Genomic DNA, 16,959 nt, shown 5'->3' with positions numbered 1-16,959 from the left:
TCTCCTGGTAATTAGGGCCCTGGGGCCTATTCAAGTACGACTTCGAGGTCGAGGTGGCACAGCCTGCGATAAACCTCTTCCTTGCGTTCCCGGGCGCCATGACCCTGGGGCAGCAATTCGAAACAGCTGTGCAAGAGATGCAGCACCTGCAGCGCAAGATCAGGCTCCCAGGCATTGATGCCTGAGTCCTGCAGGGTTTGGTCGAGGGTTTCGAGCTGGGTCTTGGCGAGTTCGTATTTCCTGGCGGTGAAGCACAACCGGGCCAGGGCGAATTGCCAGAAAAATCGTGCACGCTCGCCCCGGGCGCTGTGCAGGCCCTGCTTCAGGCGCTGGACAGCGGCCCTGATGCCGTCATCGCGCAGCACCGAGACCGCACACTCCAGGGCGTCTTCCCAGACCGGCTGGTTATCTGTGGTGTCGACGCTGCGAGGCGCGCTGGCAGCCTGCAGGCGAGGTGTGACGCTGGCGCCAATCCAGGCGCGAGTCGCAGGGTCCGCATACGGGGTGCCGTCGTGGAAACGAAGCTCGATGACCCCGGGGAGCCGCTGAATCAACAGCGCGAACTGGATTTCTACCTCACGCATTGCCACCTCGGCTTTCAGCGCGTGCAGGCACTCCCAGACCATTCGCTGGCCATCGAACCAGAACGGCGCCTTTGCCAGACTCGCCTCCAGCTCGATAATCAGATCGGCGTAGCTGCCCTGATCGTATCGGTCTCGATAACATTTGAGCTTGTCTGCCGGGAGCCCGCGCAGCGCGGTGATGTGCTCTGAGTTGCGCTCCGGCAATGCCTCGATCGGCAACCACAGCAATGTCCGGTTCAAACGCAATGCACGCAGATCGCTGGCTTTCTGCTTGAGCCACCAGGCACACAATGAGCGCCCGCTATCCTGCTGAAACCGCAGGGACTTTTGCGCGTCTTTCTCGCTGTCGATCAGCGCAGTTGAGGGGAGCGGCGGAGTGGCAGACGGCTTGACTGGCGCATCAGCGCCTCCGGCAATCCTGGCGTCAGGCAGGTTGTGAACCGTGTGCCGGGCCATGTTTTTCAAACGCCGGGACACCGGCAAGAGCAAGGGTGCATCGTCGCCCATGTGCTGCGTGAACACCGCATCAAGGTCTTCGAGCATCTCGACGAGGCGACTGAACAGCGGCGACTGCTCTTTGATAGCGACGTCATCAAACAGCACTTGCTCAAGACGGGGGAGCAGCCAACCGATGGCTGCGGAACGGGTGCGGGCCTTGACGGGATGAACTTCATCCCAGTGGCGTACGCAAAGATGGTGAAGAAGCCCAAGTCCTGCCAACAGCCCCTGGAAAGATTCACGCTGATACAGGGCCCACGTCAGCCAAGCCCCGACGCGCAAATCTTTGGATTGGGTGCGAAGCAGGTTTTCACTTTGTTCACGCACGTTCAGCCAGTCGATCTGGGCCGTTTCATGCATGGACCGAGCTTTATTAACCTCGTTTTCCAACGCCTCGTATTCGTTTGAAAAACGAATGTCTTCACCCGCGAAGCTCACAGTGGATATGCAGGCTTGGGCAGCTTCAAGATAATATTCAGACAGTGGACTTGAATAAGACATTCGAGATCTTCAGCGTAAAAACGCGCCAACGACAGACACTTAAATCGGCGAGCCTGACGAAATTAAAATACAAGCGAAGTGGGCAACCGACATGTAACAAAACGTCTACCCATCAGAGGCCGCGAATAGTACTCAGCGGTAATTACACTATCAAGCTTTCTATAAACGCGATATTTCCACTAGCCTTGTAGGAAGTTTCTCTGAATACCGGGGATTCAGAGAGACTTCTTTCATAAATCTTTTTTATCGATGATCGAACGGCGGAAAACATAGGGTTCAGAGGTCAGAACCGGAGCCTGGAGATCATGCAGCCCCCCATGCCTGGCTGGATCATTCTTACTCAGCTGCCTGCACTCACTCGCAACAAGCACTATCACTGGGCCTCCATGCGCAAGAAGTTGCGCACTGCCTGAACGAAAAATCGCTGAGCGATAACTTGCAGCCCTTATATCCCGACCTCTGTAGCCGAATGCGCAAGAAGTTGCGCAGCGCTGTGCAACTTCTTGCGCACATCACGGCAGAAAACTTTCTCCTCAACCGGCAAAGAACCGTTTAACCCCCATCAAACCCATGTTTTACAGGGATGACTTCTTACATGGCACGAAGCTTGAACTGATACCACTGTCCACCAGGCGAACTGGCTGTTGGGCACTTTAATTTATGAGGCAAGGAGCATCTTCATGGCAACACCAGCGTACATGTCCGTCACAGGCACCAAGCAGGGCCTGATCACCGCGGGCGCTTTCACCGCAGACTCGGTCGGCAACACGTTTCAGGAAGGTCACGAAGATCAGGTCATGGTGCAAGGGTTTCAACATGAAATGATCATCCCCCGCGACCCGCAGTCGGGTCAGCCGACCGGTCAGCGTGTTCACAAGCCGGTCAAGATCACCAAGGTGTTCGACAAGTCTTCACCGCTGTTGCTGGCAGCCTTGACGTCGGGCGAACGCCTGACCGAGATCACTATCCAGTGGTATCGCACCTCGGCAGCCGGGACACAGGAGCATTACTACACCACTAAACTCGAGGATGCGATTATCGTCGACATCAAAGACTACATGCACAACTGCCAGGACCCGTCGAACGCTCACTTCACCCATCTGGAAGACGTGGAGTTTACCTACCGCAAGATCACCTGGACCCACGAAGTCTGCGGCACGTCGGGCTCCGATGACTGGCGCTCGCCGGTGGCTGGCTGAGTCCGGCTGACCCTCAAAATCCCGGCCGGTAAGACTGGCCGGGATTTCCGAGCCTTCGCGGCGCGGGCTAGCGGATTTTGCGGCAGATGCGCTGTCCAACCCCATGTTCGCGGGATCGGCTGCACATCCGTCCCGCGCCCTGTCAGCCCGCGACCGATGTGCTCGCCTGGAGGCCCCATGAATCTGCACACGCCCCTGACCGACGATACGGGCTCGGCCCCTCAGCAGGACTGGTTCTCAGAGGAGCACCGCGCCCGGATCGACGAGCTGATTGCCAGGCTAAACACCAGTGACACCCGCGAAAGCGTGTCCCGTTATCACGCCATGGCCGAGGGGTATTTGTTGGGACTGCTGGACAGCTATCACGTCAGCGTCGAGCACCACGACGCCGTACGCCAATTCCTGCACAACCTGGCCATTGCGCGGTTGAAGGCGGTGAAACCGAAGCTGCGCAAGTGAGCCTGCACGGCTCAGCCAACGATGATCGTGCCGGCCGCAATGACCACGCACGCGAGGATCTTGCGCACGGTCAGCGACTCGCCCAAAAACAGATACCCGAGCAATGCGGCAAAGAGCACGCTGGTTTCGCGCAGTGCCGACACGGCCCCCATCGGCGCAAGAGTCATCGCATAGATGACGATGCCGTAAGCAAGCAGCGACACCACGCCTCCGCCCAACGAGGCGACCAAACCGGGCCGGACCGTCAGCAGACTGCGTGCGCCCCGCAGACCGATGTAAGTGATCGGCATCAGCACACCCCACAGGGCGCACATCCACACGGTGTACGCCATCGGCGCGCCGGACAGACGCCCGCCAATGCCGTCCGTTACGCTATAGGCCGCAATGAAACAGCCGGTGCCCAACGCATACGGGAGGCTGGCCGTGTCCAGTTTCCGGCCTTTGAACGCCAGAGAAATAATCCCCGCTGACACCAGTGCAATGCCGATCATCGCGCCGGTCTCGATCACCTCCCCCGCAAATAGCGAAGCACACAGCGTAATCAGCACCGGAGATGAGCCCCGGGAGATCGGGTAGGTTTGCCCGAGGTCGCCGCTGCGGTAGGTGCGCACCAGAAACAGGTTATAGCCGACATGCAGCAGCGCAGAGAGCACCGCGTAAGGCCAGCTCTCCGGCGCCGGGGCGTCCATGAACAGTGCCCCGGCCAGGCTGACGATGGCCACCGCCACGCACATGATGGTCATTGACCAGAGCTTGTCGTTGCCGCCGCGCAGCAACGCGTTCCAGCTGGCGTGCAGCAGAGCGGCGAAGAGGATTAACAGAATGATATGGGTCGGCATGGGGCGGATCTTAGTCAGGCTGACCCACAAAACGGAAGCGAAGTCTGCTCATCGAATCATGAGCAATTGCTCATGCCTCAGCCATAACTAAGCCCGGCTGCAGTCGATTCCCTGATCAACCAGTCGCGAAAACTTGCCACATGGGGCTGCGCTTCGACTCCCTTCGGGCAGACAAAGTAATAGGCCACCGGCGAGGGAAACGGTACGTCGAACAACCTGATCAAACTGCCGTCGCGCAGCTCTTTCTCCACGTGGCCACTTCGAACAAGAGCGATGCCCTGCCCTAACAAGGCCGCCTCCACGGTCATGTTGGTGTCGGGAAAACGCACGCTCTCCTTCAGCGAGGTGACGCCCAGGCCGATGTTCTGAAACCACACCTCCCATTTGGGCACCAGGTCGGAACCGTCCCGGGCCAACAGCGGATAGCGCAACAGCTCGGCCGGCTCCCGAGGCATGCCGAAGCGCTTGAGCAAGTCGGGGCTCGCCACCGGGAAGATGTGCTCCCTGAACATGAATTCCGAGTGCAGCGCGGGGTAGTTGCCGCCGCCCAGGCGGATCGCCACGTCGGCCTCGCCGCTGGCAAAGTTGATCGCGGTGTCTGTGCTGTCCAGCGTGACGAGGATTTCCGGGTGCAGCTGGGACAGATTGGGCAGGCGCGGCAACAGCCATTTCAGCGCGTAGGAATAGGTCGTGCTGACCTTGAGCCTGACCCGGCCGTTCTCTTCCCGGAGGTCCGCAAGCGTCGCCTCCAGGTTCATGAAAAAAGTCCGCACGATGGGCGCCAGCGCTGCACCGGCCGGCGTCAGGCTCAACGTCTTGCCACGCTGAAACAGCTGCACGCCCCAGATGTCTTCGAGATTTTTTAATTGGTGACTCACGGCACTTTGGGTAACGTGCAGCTCCTCGGAGGCGGAGGTAAACGTCCCGTGACGGGTGGCGACTTCGAAGGCGCGCAAGGTGGCGGTGGGTGGCAGGTCTCTCATTTCATCGGGCCTCGCGGGCGTGAACGCAGCGGCTCACACCATGAATGACGACTCATGGTAGAACATTATTCAGATCGACAGAGGGAACGACTTACTTATGACCGGGCAGATCATCTACAGCGTGAAAGGCGAGAGCGACGAACTCAAGGCGGCAGTCACCAACGCTCAGGCCACTTTCAAGTTCTTCTGGCGCGAAACCGCCAAGCCCATGACCGCGCCGGAGCTTGCTTTTCGGGAAGGCCGCCAGCGTTAAAGTGGTGCCTGCCGAAGAAGGCCGGACGCTCATCAGTCATCGATATTGAAGCAGTGCGCTCAGTCAGCGACAGTGGGTGAAAAACCAGGTGCAGGACCGGCTTTAGCCGGGAAGCCTGTAGATGGACCGCCGCAGGTGGCCGCGACTCAAAGCAAGGTCGCCCCGGGCCACTCGCGCTTCTCCACCAACTCCCTCACCACATCCCGAATCACCACCCGGACCGCCAGCGCCGCAGGCGAAAGCTCGTCGTCCGGCAAACTGGCCAGGGTGTTGCGGCGCATCAGGTGCTTCTCGTGAATCTGCACCACACACAATCCCGACCCGGCAAAGCGTGCCGCCGCGGCTCCGGGCTGAAGGGTGGCGGCGACGCCGTGGCGCACCGCGTCCATCAAGGTCGCCAGCCCGTCGATCTCCATCACCACGTTCAACGGCATGCCGGCCGCTTCGAAAGCGTTCGCGAGGGTGGCGCGCAGGCCGTGGCCGCTGCTCGGCAGCACCAGAGGAATGTCGCCGATCTGCGCGAGGCTGAGGGTGTCGCCAGGGGGAATGCCGGGGAAGCCCGGGGCGTGCAGCAGGGTTACGGCTTCGTCGAGCAGCGGAATCATGGTCCAGCGCCGGGCGATGTCGGCCTGGAACACCACGGCGAGGTCCAGCTGTCGCGCGCTGAGCTGGCTGGCGAGGTAGCCGGAGAGCATCTCCACCAGGTGCAGCTGGATGTCCGGATAACGCGCGCGCATCGCTTCGATCAGCGGCAACGCCAGGACGCTGGCCGTGGTCGGTGGCAGGCCAACGCTGACGTAGCCGCGCATCCGCCCCCGTTGCGCGGCCTGCACGGCGGCGTCGGCCTGGCGCAGGGTCAGTTGCGCATGGTGCAGAAACGCCAGGCCCGCCGCTGTCGGGCTGACGCCGGTGGAGGTGCGATTGAGCAGGCGCGTGGCCAACTCGTCTTCGAGCTTGCTCATCTGCTGGCTCAAGGCGGACGTGCCGACATTCAGTTCCAGGGCGGCGCGCCCCAGGCTGGTCATCTCGACGACTTTGACGAAATAGCGAAGTTGGCGCAGTTCCACAGGGGCTCCTCGTTGAGCTATGACGCAAGCTGCGGAAAGTCAGCCGTCAAAGGATACGTATTCCGAGCAGCCTAACCCTTTACTAAAACTAAAGCCCCCTCGCCTTAACCCGCCTTTCGGCCAGCGGCGCCTGTCCCTACTGTTCATCACCGCCAGTTGCACTCTGTCCAGCGCTGGCGTGACGAGGAGTGATGATGGTTGATGTTCTGGTGATCGGCGGCGGTAACGCGGCCTTGTGCGCCGCGTTGATGGCCCGGGAAGCCGGTGCCAGCGTGATGTTGCTGGAAGGCTCGCCGAAAGTCTGGCGCGGCGGTAATTCGCAGCACACCCGCAACCTGCGCTGCATGCACGATGCGCCGCAGGATGTGCTGATCGACACCTACCCGGAAGAGGAATACTGGCAAGACCTGCTCAAGGTGACCGGCGGCCTGACCGATGAAAAGCTGGCGCGCATCGCCATTCGGGCCTCCGCCACCTGCCGCGACTGGATGCGCTCCCACGGCGTGCACTTCCAGCCACCCTTGTCGGGCGCCTTGCACGTGGCGCGCACCAACGCGTTTTTCATGGGCGGGGGCAAAGCCCTGATCAACGCTTATTTCCGCAGCGCCGAACGTCTGGGCATCCAGATTCGCTACGACGCCCAAGTCACTGACATCGAGATGAAGGACGGCGCGTTCGTCGCCGCTCACGTCGGTGAGCGGGAGGTGGATGGGCAGTTGCTCCCCGCTGAGCGCATCGAGGCGCGGTCCTGTGTCATGGCGGCGGGCGGTTTCGAATCCAACCGTGAGTGGCTGCGCGAAGCCTGGGGCCAGAACGCGCGCGGAGAATGGCCGTCGGACAACTTCCTGATTCGCGGCACGCGCTTCAACACCGGCGTTTTGCTACGGCGCATGCAGGACCTCGGCGCCGACATCATCGGCGACCCGACCCAGGCACACATGGTGGCCATCGACGCCCGCGCCCCGCTCTACGACGGCGGCATCTGCACGCGGATCGACTGTGTGTCTCTGGGCGTGGTGGTCAACCGCGACGGTGAACGTTTCTACGACGAAGGCGAAGATTTCTGGCCCAAGCGCTATGCGATCTGGGGACGTCTGGTGGCCGGTCAGCCGAATCAACAAGCGTTCTCGATCATCGACCAGCAAGCCGTCGGCCGCTTCATGCCGCCGGTTTTTCCGGGCACCAAGGCCGACACCCTGGAAGCGCTGGCGGGGCTGCTGAATCTGCCGGAAGCGACCTTCGTCAAGACCGTCGAGGACTACAACCGGGCCTGTCAGGTCGGCACCTTCGATCACACCGCCCTGGATGACTGCCACACCGAAGGCCTGACGCCGGCCAAGACCCATTGGGCCCGGCCGCTGGTCAAGCCGCCGTTTTACGCCTACCCGCTCAAGCCGGGGGTGACCTTTACCTACCTCGGGCTGGCCACCGACGACACCGCCGCCGTGCACTTTCAGGGCAAGCCCAGCCCCAACCTGTTCGTCGCTGGCGAGATGATGGCCGGCAACGTATTGGGCAAGGGTTACACGGCGGGCATCGGCATGGCCATCGGCACTGCGTTCGGCCGTATCGCCGGCGTGCAGGCAGCCGCCTCAGCGGGCTTCGGTCCCTCTTCAGCGAAATCGGAACTCCGACATGCAACTGTTTGATCCACAGGCGCCGAGCGCCTTGATCCCGGTCCTCAACCTGCAGGAGAGCGAAGTCGAGCGGCAGATGACCATCTGCAACGCCTGCCGCTACTGCGAAGGTTTCTGTGCGGTATTCCCGGCCATGACCCGTCGCCTCGAATTCAATCAGGCCGACATTCATTATCTGGCGAACCTGTGTCACAACTGCGGCGCCTGCCTGTCGGCCTGTCAGTACGCGGCGCCCCACGAATTCGCGATCAATGTGCCCAAGGCCATGGCCAAGGTGCGTCTGGACACCTACGCCGAATACGCCTGGCCCAAGGCGCTGGGCACGTTGTACCAGCGCAATGGCTTGACCCTGGCGCTGGCGTCAGGGGCCGGTCTGGCGTTTTTCCTGTGCCTGACGCTGATGGTCATGGGCAACCTGTTCACCGCCATGCCGGGCGGCAACTTCTACGGGATCTTCCCGCACAACACCCTGGCCCTGATGTTCGGCGCGGTGTTCGGCTTTGCCGTGCTGGCGCTGAGCATCGGCGTGGGGCGATTCTGGCGCAATGTGTCGCCCGTGCAGTCGACGCTGCCATTGAAAGCCAGCGCTGCATTGGAAGCGACGGCCAACGTCGCCCAGCTCAAGTACCTGGACGGCGGTCACGGCGAAGGCTGCACCAGCGCTGACGATAAATTCACCTTGTGGCGCCGGCGTTTTCACCACTTCACCTTTTACGGATTCATGCTGTGCTTCGCCGCCACCGGAACGGCGACGCTGTATCACTACTTGCTCGACTGGTCGGCGCCCTACCCGATTTTCAGCCTGCCGGTGATGCTCGGGGTGGTTGGTGGCATCGGCCTGCTGGTGGGCCCGGCCGGGCTGCTGTGGATGAACCTGCGGCGCAACCCGGACCAGGGTGATGAAAAGCAGAAGCCCATGGACCGCGGCTTCATCGCCCTCTTGCTGCTGGTGAGCGGCAGCGGTCTGGCCCTGCTGGCGTTCCGCGAAAGCAGCGCATTGGGCCTGTTGCTGGCCATCCATCTGGGACTGGTCATGGCCTTCTTCCTGACCATGCCCTATAGCAAGTTCGCCCACGGCATCTTTCGCAGCGCCGCGTTGCTCAAGTACTCCATCGAAAAACGTCAGCAGAATCCGATCAACGCGGGCAGTGACTGAAGCCCGCAACACCGATGCACACACGTTGCCCACTCCATAAAAACAAAGAGTCCTGATTAGCCATGAACAGCACCCCCACCCCCGAAGCCACGCGGTCGCGCGCCGCGAAAGTCGGCGCCATCATCCGCGTCACCAGCGGCAACTTTCTCGAACAGTTCGACTTCTTTCTGTTCGGGTTCTACGCCACCTACATCTCCCAGACCTTCTTCCCGGCCAGCAGCGAGTTCGCCTCGCTGATGATGACCTTCGCCGTGTTCGGCTCCGGCTTTCTGATGCGTCCGCTCGGCGCGATCGTGCTGGGTGCGTACATCGACAAAGTGGGTCGGCGCAAAGGCCTGATCGTGACGCTGGCAATTATGGCCTGCGGCACGGTGCTGATCGCGCTGGTGCCGGGTTACGCCACCATCGGCGTCGCTGCACCGGTCCTGGTGCTGCTCGGACGGTTGCTGCAGGGCTTTTCGGCGGGGGCTGAGCTGGGTGGCGTGTCGGTGTACCTCGCCGAAATCGCGACCCCGGGCCGCACCGGCTTCTACACCAGTTGGCAGTCCGCCAGTCAGCAGATCGCAATCATCCTCGCCGCCGCGCTGGGCTACGGCATCAGCACGTATATGCAGGCCAGTGAGATCGCCGCGTGGGGCTGGCGCATTCCGTTCTTCATCGGCTGCGTGATCATCCCGTTCATCTTCGTGATCCGTCGCTCCCTTGAAGAGACCGAAGCGTTCAAGCGCCGTTTGCACCATCCCAGCACCCGCGAAGTGTTTCGTTCGATGCGCGAAAACTGGCGCACGGTGCTGGCCGGCGGGTTGCTGGCGTCGATGACCACCACGACGTTTTACCTGATCACCGTGTACACCCCGACCTTCGGCCGAACCGTGCTGCACCTGAGCACCACTGACAGTCTGGTGGTGACGCTGTTTGTCGGGCTGAGCAATTTCATCTGGCTGCCCATCGGTGGCGCATTGTCTGACCGCATCGGGCGTCGGCCCCTGTTGCTGGGCATTTCGCTGCTGTGCATCCTCACGGCCTACCCGGCGATGCACTGGCTGGCGGAAGCGGCAAGCTTCGAGCGGCTGCTGGCAGTCTTGCTGTATTTCTCGTTCTTCTTCGGCATGTACAACGGCGCGATGGTCGCAGCGCTGACCGAGGTCATGCCCCAGGAAGTGCGCGTGGTGGGGTTCTCGCTGGCCTTCAGCCTGGCAACGGCGGTGTTCGGCGGCTTCACCCCGGCGATGTCGACCTTTCTGGTGCAGGCGACGGGGGACAAAGCTTCGCCGGCGTTCTGGCTGATGTTTGCGGCGATCTGCGGATTCGGTGCGACGCTGGTCTTGTATCGCCAGCGCGCGCAGGTCGTTGCGGCGGCGCCGTGATTCGCTGAGGCGATGGGCGACAGTGTCAGGCAAAACGTCCCGAGCCACCGTCGCCCTCCCTTGGGCTGTTGACGATCAACGCTGTCAGGCTGCAGATACCGCGGCTTTGCTGATGTCTGCCGCTGAGGCCAACTTTTCCACATCCCAACAGGTACGCATCAGCTTCCGAGCCTGGCTGTCCGGCAATATGCCTTTGGCCAGGTCGAGGAATTTCGCCTCAAGCTGCTGATCGGACATGGGGACCTCGACGCTGCCGAGTGCATGTTCGATGAATTTGTGCAGGGTCCGCCCGTCGTTGAGCGTGATGGTCATGTCGACCTGCTCCGGCCTGATCGCCGGATCCACCGTCGCCACGACCTTTTCCCGCAGGGTGATCACCGCCGGGTCGAGCACTGCCTGATCACTGTACTGCCGCTCCCCGGCCGCGCCCTGAATGATGGCCACCGCAACGGAGTGATAGATGCTGAACTTGCCTTCAAGGCCGATTTTCGGCGTCTTCTTGCCGGTGAGTTCGATGACCAGCGGGTGGACTTTCAATTCGACCCTGGCGATCTGGTCGGCGGTCAGCGTGTACTGATTGCGCAACTGGATGGCCGCATCGAGGGCCGGATGAATCACGATCCCGCACGCAAACGGTTTATAGGTGTTGAGCGCCGCCTCGTAGTGGGTGCCGAGCCCTTCAGTGATCTGGCTGAAGTCCTGCTTGGTGCTGATGGTGTGCGCCCAACCGCGTTTGGCCTCGATCATCCCGTCCGAACTGGTGAAGTTCTGCGCCGCCAGCAGGGCTGCGAACAAGCCGTTACTGGCCGCGCGACCTGGATTGAAGCTTTTGTTCATGGAGCCGAAGGACTCCCGCAGCCCTACCGGTTGTGATGCGGCGAGGCCGAGCGCCCAGACCATTTGCTGCTCAGTGAGCCCAAGCAGCTTGCCCGCCGCCGCGGCAGCACCGAATACCCCCGCTGTGCCAGTGATATGCCAGCCGACATCGTAGTGGTTTGGGTAAACGGAATTGCCAATGCGGCATTCGGTTTCAACGCCGAGTATCAATGCATTGAGAAACTCGGTGCCCGAAACCGGGCGGTATTCCGACAGCGCAAGGATCGCCGAGACCACTGGGCCCGCCGGATGGATGATGGTTTTGAGATGGGTGTCATCGAAATCGAAGATGTGGCTTGCTACGCCGTTCAGGAAGGCGGCGTTCATGATGTCGAAGCGCTCGGTGCGACCGAGCAGACCGGCCTGAGCCGCGCCCGAGAAAGGCTTGAGCGCCGCAATGGCGCGTTCCACGGTTTCGTGATGAGACCCGCCCACCGCCACGCCGACCCAGTTCAGCAGGGTGCGGCACCCTTCTTTCCGGACGTTCTCCGGCAGATCTGTGTACTGCGCTTTGACCAGAAAAGCCGCCAGCAGGCGGGTCACGCCCTCCCCATCCGACGGCTCATTCGTTTTAGCGGCGATGGAGGCGTTTGAGACAGCGGCGGCAGGCTGGGCGGCGAAGACAAAGCCCGGTGCAGCGCTGGCGACAGAGGCAACGGCGCCAGCCTTCAACAGGGTGCGGCGGTTAAAAGGGTTCATGGGTGATCCTGTGCTTATGATTATGTGGATGCACGTGCGAGTGCGCACCGGGTCATCATGGCGTACAACCCACCCCAAGTTAATTGCAATAATAATGGGAACTTATACATGGCCAACATGAATGTGGAGATGGGCGATTTACGTGCGCTGGTGGCGGTTGCCGAACTGGGCAGCTTCAGTGCCGCTGCGAAAGAACTGCACCTCTCCCAGCCAGCGTTATCCCGGCGCATTTCAAAACTGGAGGCCAACCTGGGCGTCCGTTTGCTGGAACGGACCACCCGACGCGTTGAACTGACCGCAACCGGACGCGAGTTCTCGCGCAAGGCGCGGCTGGTGGTGCACACGTTCGAGGAGTCAATGCTGGGGATAAGCGAGGGCAGCGGCAGGATGCGCGGCGAGGTGACCATCGCCTGCGTGCCCACAGCGCTGAACCATTGCCTGCTGGGCACGTTGAAGGCATTTCAGCAGCTGTATCCGCGCATTCTGGTTCGAGTGCTGGACGACGGCGCGAGTGACGTGCTGTCTACTGTGGTGCGCAATGAAGCCGATTTCGGTGTGAACTACATCGGCGCGCAGGAGGCCAACCTGCAATTCACGCCGATCTTCAAAGAACGATTCGTGATGATCTGCCGCCGCGACCATCCCCTCGCCACCCGGGCATCCGTCACCTGGGCGGACCTCAATCGCCACGATTACATTGCCGTCACCAAAGCCAGCGGAAATCGGCTCCTGCTTGACCTCGCGCTGGCGGGCGTACCGGAACTTCCGGAGCCGCTCTGTGAAGCCAGGCATGTGCGCACGGTGGTGGACATGGTTGCTGCCGGGCTGGGGGTCGCCGCAGTTCCGCAACTGGCGATCCCTGCGCACCTTGCCCATACCGAGTTATGCACCGTTGCGCTGACAAGGCCAGTGGTCAATCGCACCATCGGGCTGATCAGGCGCAGAGACAGAATTCTCTCACCCGCGGCCGAGCGCGCTTACCAGATGATTGCAGCCGCCGCCTTGGCGCAGTGAACTCACGGTCGACGAGGGCCTGGACGCTGGGGGTTGGGCTATAACCCTGCGCCCTGCTTTGAAGCGCTTCATGACCGAGCGCCCCACTGCGGAGCCATGCCGTGCAGACCAACGCCAGCGAAGGCCGTCAACCCGGTGAATTTTCACTTGGCACGCTTATTTCATGCTCAACGCAAACGGCAAGCCGGACCCCGGTCCTTAAGTCTCGTCCACATACGCGCCTCGAATGCGCCAGGTATCGAAGCCTGATCGACCCCCACCGGGTTGATCGGGCTTTTTTTATGGATGCTGTTCATGCCGAACCTTTTGACTCCCGACCTGCGCCCCACCGTTCACGTTGGCTTTCTGCTCTCGACCGAAGGCACCTACCGGCGCATGGGCCGCAGTGCCTTGCTCGGGTTGCAGGACGCGCTTGCCGAAGTCAACGCCGACGCCCGCCGCAGCGTGCGACTGGAGGCGATCTGCATCGACCCCCAAGGCGACCCGGCGGGCTACCGCCGCGGCATCGCGCAGTTGCTGAGTGCGGGGGTCCGGCACATTTTCGGCACCACGCTGTCGGCGAGCCGCAAGGAAATCATCCCGGACCTGGACCAGCACGGCGCGCTGCTCTGGTATTCGAGCCCCTACGAAGGTTACGAAAGCAGCGAGAACGTCTTGTACCTCGGCGGATGCCCTAACCAGACGCTGCTGCCGCTGCTGCGCTACGCCTTGAGCCAGATTGGACGGCGGGCATTTTTGCTGGGCTCGAACTACGTCTGGGGCTGGGAGAGCAACCGCATTGCCCGGGAAGTGCTGGAAACCAACGGGGCCGACGTGCTCGGGGAAAAGTACTGGCACTTGGGCTCGACCGGCTTCGACACGCTGATCGACGGGCTGATTCAGGACCCGCCGGCGTTCGTGCTGAACAACCTGGTGGGTGAGTCGTCCTACGCTTTTCTGCAGCAACTGGACCAGGCATCCGAGCACCATGGCCTGCGCCTGCCGGTGCTCAGCTGCAACCTGACCGAAGCGGAACTCGAGGCGGTCGGCCCGATGCGGGCGCTGCGCCTGCTGTCGTGCGGGCCGTTTTTCGAAACCCTGAATCCGGCGTTTTGCGAGGGGCAGCAGCGTCATGGTCCGCGCACCTGTTCGCATTACTACACCAGCGCCTACACGGCGCTGAGGGTGTTCGCCGACGCCTTGCACGCCAGCGAAGATGCATCGCCAAAAGCGATTTGCGAGCACCTTTACGGGCACCCGGTCGCCAGCGTGCTGGGCACCGTCAGCCTGTCGGCGCGCAATCATCACAGCGCGCTGGCCAGTCATATCGCTGAACTGCGCGATGGGCGCTTTCATGTGGTGCAGTCGGCGCCTCATGCGATCGCCGCCGACCCCTATCTCACTGTTACGGATGTACACGCCGACGTGGTCGACCGACACGCCATCCCGGCGCCGCGCTTGAGGATCGTCAAATGAACACACGCGCCTTTCCTGCTTTCGACCAGGGCCACTTGCTGCTGATCGACTGCGATGAACGCAGTCAGGGCAATCTGGGCAAAAGCCTGCAACGCCTGGGGATTCACTCGCAGGTGCTCGAGCACGACGCGCCCTGTGACACCCGGGGCTGTTTCGCGGCGATCCTTGAGATCGAACATTTCGCCAGCCCACTCGCCGTTCAGGCCCTGAACGCGGCCAGCATTCCCATCGTCGCGCTGACGGCTCACGAAACCCTGTCGCAGATCCAGCGGGCACTGCAGCTCGGCGCGACGGCGTTGCTGAACAAGCCCATCAGCCAGGGCTCGGTCTACACCACGTTGATGATGGCGGTGGGATTGCGCGACCGTCAGCGCGCCGATGCCGAACAACTCAACGAGCTGCAACAGCGCCTGGCGCTGCGTCCGCTCATGGCCCAGGCCCTGGCGCGCTTGATGGTGACCCAGCGCATCAACGAGGCGACGGCGTACGAGCGCTTGCGCAGTCTGTCGATGCAGCTCAATCGTCCGATCGAAGCACTGTGTGTGGAACTGCTCGCGGCGCGGGACGAGGACCGCGCATGAACACCCTCAAAGCCCTGCTGCGTCGGCCGGCCGTGGCGGTTTCGCTGTTGTTTATCGTCACCGCGGTGCTGCTCGCGGCGCTGGCCCCGTGGCTAAGCCCCTTCGACCCGGACGAGCAATTCGTCGAGGGGCTGACGATGGAAGGCGCACCGATGGCCCCGGCCACGCCGTACTGGATGGGCACCGACCTGCTTGGCCGTGACCTGCTGTCGCGGTTGATCTTCGGCGCGCGCACCTCGCTGTTCATCGGTGTGCTGGCCAACGGGCTGGCGGTGCTGATCGGTACGCTGGTGGGCCTGACCGCAGGCTTTGTGCGCGGCTGGCTCGGCAGCGTGTTGATGCGCCTGACCGACTTGATGATGGCCTTCCCTGCGCTGCTGCTGGCGATTGCCCTGTCGGCGATTTTCCAGCCCAGCGTGTGGATCGTGGCCATGGTCATTGCGATGGTCAACTGGGTGCAGATCGCCCGGGTCATCTACGCCGAAACCGTGGCGCTCAGTGCGCGGGACTTCGTTGCCGTGGAGCGCACCCTCGGCGCCAGTTCCCTGCGCATTCTGTTCTCGCACCTGTTGCCCCATCTGCTGCCAACCATTCTGGTGTGGGCGACGCTGGGGATTTCCACCACCGTTTTGCTGGAAGCCACCTTGTCGTATCTGGGCGTGGGCGTGCAGCCACCGACGCCGAGCTGGGGCAACATCATTTTCGAGAGCCAGACGTACTTCACCTCGGCCCCGTGGCTGGTGTTCATTCCCGGCGCCGCGATCATCCTGCTGTCCCTGGCGTTCAACCTGGTCGGCGACGCCCTGCGCGACGAACTCGACCCCACACTCAAGGGGCGTCGCTGATGCTGCCGTTTATCTGCCGCCGGGTCGGCTACGCGCTGCTGATTCTGCTCGGCGTGACCTTCATCACCTACCTGTTGCTGTTCCTGCTGCCTGCCGACCCTGCGCGGCAAATCGCCGGGCGCAGCGCGACCCCTGAAGTGGTCGCGGCGATTCGGGCGCAACTGGGCCTGGACCTGCCCTTCTATCAGCAATACCTGAGTTATCTCGGCAACCTGCTCCACGGCGACCTTGGCCGCTCGTACATCCAGCGCACCGCCGTCAGCGAACTGATCGGCGCGCGACTGCGCCCGTCTCTGGAACTCATGGCAGCCGGGATCGGTTTCGAGCTGTTGATCGGCATCAGCCTGGGCATGCTCGCGGCGCTCAAGCGCGACAGCTTCGCCGACAAGCTGCTGATGGCGTTTTCCTTCGTCGGCGTGTCGGCGCCGCAATTCATCGCCGCGATGCTGTTTCTGTACTTCTTCGCCGTGCAACTGGGCTGGTTCCCGCTGGGGGGCTATGGCGGCGCCAGCCATTTGATGTTGCCGGCGCTGACACTCGGGCTGCTCGGCAGTGGCTGGTATTCACGCATGGTCCGCTCTTCGATGATCGAAGTGCTGCATCAGGATTTCATCCGCACGGCACGGGCCAAGGGCCTGAGCCGGGCGCGGATCGTGTTCGTGCACGTGCTGCCCAACGCGATCGTGCCGGTGATCCCGATGATCGGCATCGACATCGGCGTGTTCATGGGCGGGCTGGTGGTGGTCGAGTCGGTGTTCGGCTGGCCGGGCATCGGTCAGCTCGCCTGGCAGTCGATCCAGCAAGTCGACATCCCGGTCATCGTCGGCGTCACCACGCTGTCGGCGGTGGCCATCGTGCTGGGCAACCTGCTGGCGGATCTGGTGATCCCGCTGGTGGACCCGCGCATCGATATCAAGCAGCACTGAATCCATCAACACAACGGGGC

Annotated in this window: 16 protein-coding genes; 11 read left to right on the top strand and 5 right to left on the bottom strand. The window is 62.2% G+C overall.

The window, feature by feature from the left end; all coding sequences use genetic code 11:
- Positions 1 to 26 precede the first annotated feature (26 nt).
- Entirely contained in the window at positions 27 to 1,583 is a 1,557-nt protein-coding gene (tssA, locus tag IFT99_RS02685) for a type VI secretion system protein TssA (protein WP_192130336.1), read from the bottom strand.
- A 680-nt stretch (positions 1,584 to 2,263) separates the two neighbouring features.
- Between tssA and IFT99_RS02680 the strand changes: the two genes are divergently transcribed.
- Both IFT99_RS02680 and IFT99_RS02675 read left to right on the top strand, forming a co-directional pair.
- On the top strand, positions 2,264 to 2,782 hold the full coding sequence (locus tag IFT99_RS02680; protein WP_192130335.1) for an Hcp family type VI secretion system effector: 519 nt from the start codon (positions 2,264 to 2,266) through the stop codon (positions 2,780 to 2,782).
- Between the two features lie 177 nt (positions 2,783 to 2,959).
- Entirely contained in the window at positions 2,960 to 3,241 is a 282-nt protein-coding gene (locus tag IFT99_RS02675) for a hypothetical protein (protein WP_192130334.1), read from the top strand.
- Positions 3,242 to 3,252: 11 nt separating this feature from the next.
- Here the strand turns inward: IFT99_RS02675 and IFT99_RS02670 are convergent, their stop codons facing one another.
- Both IFT99_RS02670 and gcvA read right to left on the bottom strand, forming a co-directional pair.
- Complete coding sequence (locus IFT99_RS02670; protein ID WP_192130333.1) at positions 3,253 to 4,080, bottom strand: DMT family transporter; 828 nt, start codon at positions 4,078 to 4,080, stop codon at positions 3,253 to 3,255.
- A gap of 77 nt (positions 4,081 to 4,157) precedes the next feature.
- Positions 4,158 to 5,063, bottom strand: coding sequence for a transcriptional regulator GcvA (gcvA, locus tag IFT99_RS02665; protein ID WP_192130332.1), 906 nt, complete (start codon positions 5,061 to 5,063; stop codon positions 4,158 to 4,160).
- Positions 5,064 to 5,160: 97 nt separating this feature from the next.
- Between gcvA and IFT99_RS02660 the strand changes: the two genes are divergently transcribed.
- Positions 5,161 to 5,316 (top strand): hypothetical protein, encoded by a 156-nt coding sequence (locus IFT99_RS02660; RefSeq protein ID WP_167355792.1) that lies wholly within the window; start codon positions 5,161 to 5,163, stop codon positions 5,314 to 5,316.
- Positions 5,317 to 5,462: 146 nt separating this feature from the next.
- Here the strand turns inward: IFT99_RS02660 and IFT99_RS02655 are convergent, their stop codons facing one another.
- Positions 5,463 to 6,383, bottom strand: coding sequence for a LysR substrate-binding domain-containing protein (locus IFT99_RS02655; RefSeq protein WP_192130331.1), 921 nt, complete (start codon positions 6,381 to 6,383; stop codon positions 5,463 to 5,465).
- Positions 6,384 to 6,577: 194 nt separating this feature from the next.
- Between IFT99_RS02655 and tcuA the strand changes: the two genes are divergently transcribed.
- The 3 genes from tcuA (at position 6,578) to tcuC (ending at position 10,543) form a co-directional block, all read left to right on the top strand.
- Positions 6,578 to 8,032: an FAD-dependent tricarballylate dehydrogenase TcuA gene (gene tcuA / locus IFT99_RS02650; RefSeq protein ID WP_192130516.1), complete on the top strand. Its 1,455-nt coding sequence runs from the start codon at positions 6,578 to 6,580 to the stop codon at positions 8,030 to 8,032.
- Positions 8,019 to 9,176: a tricarballylate utilization 4Fe-4S protein TcuB gene (gene tcuB, locus IFT99_RS02645; protein ID WP_192130330.1), complete on the top strand. Its 1,158-nt coding sequence runs from the start codon at positions 8,019 to 8,021 to the stop codon at positions 9,174 to 9,176. The genes tcuA and tcuB overlap by 14 nt, the downstream gene beginning before the upstream one ends.
- A gap of 62 nt (positions 9,177 to 9,238) precedes the next feature.
- Positions 9,239 to 10,543 carry an MFS transporter gene (gene tcuC, locus IFT99_RS02640; RefSeq protein WP_065988868.1) on the top strand — a complete coding sequence of 435 codons (1,305 nt, stop codon included), beginning with the start codon at positions 9,239 to 9,241 and terminating at the stop codon, positions 10,541 to 10,543.
- Positions 10,544 to 10,627: 84 nt separating this feature from the next.
- On the opposite strand, the gene IFT99_RS02635 is transcribed toward tcuC, so the two are convergent.
- A complete protein-coding gene (locus IFT99_RS02635; protein ID WP_192130329.1) occupies positions 10,628 to 12,118 on the bottom strand; it encodes an MmgE/PrpD family protein in 1,491 nt (496 codons plus the stop codon).
- 117 nt (positions 12,119 to 12,235) lie between these two features.
- Here IFT99_RS02635 and IFT99_RS02630 point away from each other — a divergent pair, with 117 nt between their 5' ends.
- The 5 genes from IFT99_RS02630 (at position 12,236) to IFT99_RS02610 (ending at position 16,939) form a co-directional block, all read left to right on the top strand.
- On the top strand, positions 12,236 to 13,132 hold the full coding sequence (locus tag IFT99_RS02630; RefSeq protein WP_192130515.1) for a LysR family transcriptional regulator: 897 nt from the start codon (positions 12,236 to 12,238) through the stop codon (positions 13,130 to 13,132).
- Positions 13,133 to 13,426: 294 nt separating this feature from the next.
- The gene (locus IFT99_RS02625; protein ID WP_192130328.1) at positions 13,427 to 14,587 is read left to right on the top strand and encodes a transporter substrate-binding protein; all 1,161 of its coding nucleotides are present in this window, start codon (positions 13,427 to 13,429) and stop codon (positions 14,585 to 14,587) included.
- Complete coding sequence (locus IFT99_RS02620; protein ID WP_065988865.1) at positions 14,584 to 15,168, top strand: ANTAR domain-containing response regulator; 585 nt, start codon at positions 14,584 to 14,586, stop codon at positions 15,166 to 15,168. Before IFT99_RS02625 ends, IFT99_RS02620 begins: the two co-directional genes overlap by 4 nt.
- The gene (locus IFT99_RS02615) at positions 15,165 to 16,013 is read left to right on the top strand and encodes an ABC transporter permease (protein WP_192130327.1); all 849 of its coding nucleotides are present in this window, start codon (positions 15,165 to 15,167) and stop codon (positions 16,011 to 16,013) included. Before IFT99_RS02620 ends, IFT99_RS02615 begins: the two co-directional genes overlap by 4 nt.
- The gene (locus tag IFT99_RS02610) at positions 16,013 to 16,939 is read left to right on the top strand and encodes an ABC transporter permease (protein ID WP_065988863.1); all 927 of its coding nucleotides are present in this window, start codon (positions 16,013 to 16,015) and stop codon (positions 16,937 to 16,939) included. Before IFT99_RS02615 ends, IFT99_RS02610 begins: the two co-directional genes overlap by 1 nt.
- Positions 16,940 to 16,959 lie beyond the last annotated feature (20 nt).

The organism is Pseudomonas sp. CFBP 8772, assembly GCF_014841665.1.
Classification (GTDB): Bacteria; Pseudomonadota; Gammaproteobacteria; order Pseudomonadales; family Pseudomonadaceae; genus Aquipseudomonas; species Aquipseudomonas graminis_B.
Note: the sequence above shows the minus strand (reverse complement) of the source record. Positions and strands in the feature narration are given on the sequence as shown.

Excerpts from the sequence above, each read along its gene's own strand:
- tssA (WP_192130336.1), bottom strand. The coding sequence starts at position 1,583 with ATGTCTTATTCAAGTCCACTGTCTGAATATTATCTTGAAGCTGCCCAA.
- IFT99_RS02680 (WP_192130335.1), top strand. The coding sequence starts at position 2,264 with ATGGCAACACCAGCGTACATGTCCGTCACAGGCACCAAGCAGGGCCTG.
- IFT99_RS02675 (WP_192130334.1), top strand. The coding sequence starts at position 2,960 with ATGAATCTGCACACGCCCCTGACCGACGATACGGGCTCGGCCCCTCAG.
- IFT99_RS02670 (WP_192130333.1), bottom strand. The coding sequence starts at position 4,080 with ATGCCGACCCATATCATTCTGTTAATCCTCTTCGCCGCTCTGCTGCAC.
- gcvA (WP_192130332.1), bottom strand. The coding sequence starts at position 5,063 with ATGAGAGACCTGCCACCCACCGCCACCTTGCGCGCCTTCGAAGTCGCC.
- IFT99_RS02660 (WP_167355792.1), top strand. The coding sequence starts at position 5,161 with ATGACCGGGCAGATCATCTACAGCGTGAAAGGCGAGAGCGACGAACTC.
- tcuA (WP_192130516.1), top strand. The coding sequence starts at position 6,578 with ATGGTTGATGTTCTGGTGATCGGCGGCGGTAACGCGGCCTTGTGCGCC.
- tcuB (WP_192130330.1), top strand. The coding sequence starts at position 8,019 with ATGCAACTGTTTGATCCACAGGCGCCGAGCGCCTTGATCCCGGTCCTC.
- tcuC (WP_065988868.1), top strand. The coding sequence starts at position 9,239 with ATGAACAGCACCCCCACCCCCGAAGCCACGCGGTCGCGCGCCGCGAAA.
- IFT99_RS02635 (WP_192130329.1), bottom strand. The coding sequence starts at position 12,118 with ATGAACCCTTTTAACCGCCGCACCCTGTTGAAGGCTGGCGCCGTTGCC.
- IFT99_RS02630 (WP_192130515.1), top strand. The coding sequence starts at position 12,236 with ATGAATGTGGAGATGGGCGATTTACGTGCGCTGGTGGCGGTTGCCGAA.
- IFT99_RS02625 (WP_192130328.1), top strand. The coding sequence starts at position 13,427 with ATGCCGAACCTTTTGACTCCCGACCTGCGCCCCACCGTTCACGTTGGC.
- IFT99_RS02620 (WP_065988865.1), top strand. The coding sequence starts at position 14,584 with ATGAACACACGCGCCTTTCCTGCTTTCGACCAGGGCCACTTGCTGCTG.
- IFT99_RS02615 (WP_192130327.1), top strand. The coding sequence starts at position 15,165 with ATGAACACCCTCAAAGCCCTGCTGCGTCGGCCGGCCGTGGCGGTTTCG.
- IFT99_RS02610 (WP_065988863.1), top strand. The coding sequence starts at position 16,013 with ATGCTGCCGTTTATCTGCCGCCGGGTCGGCTACGCGCTGCTGATTCTG.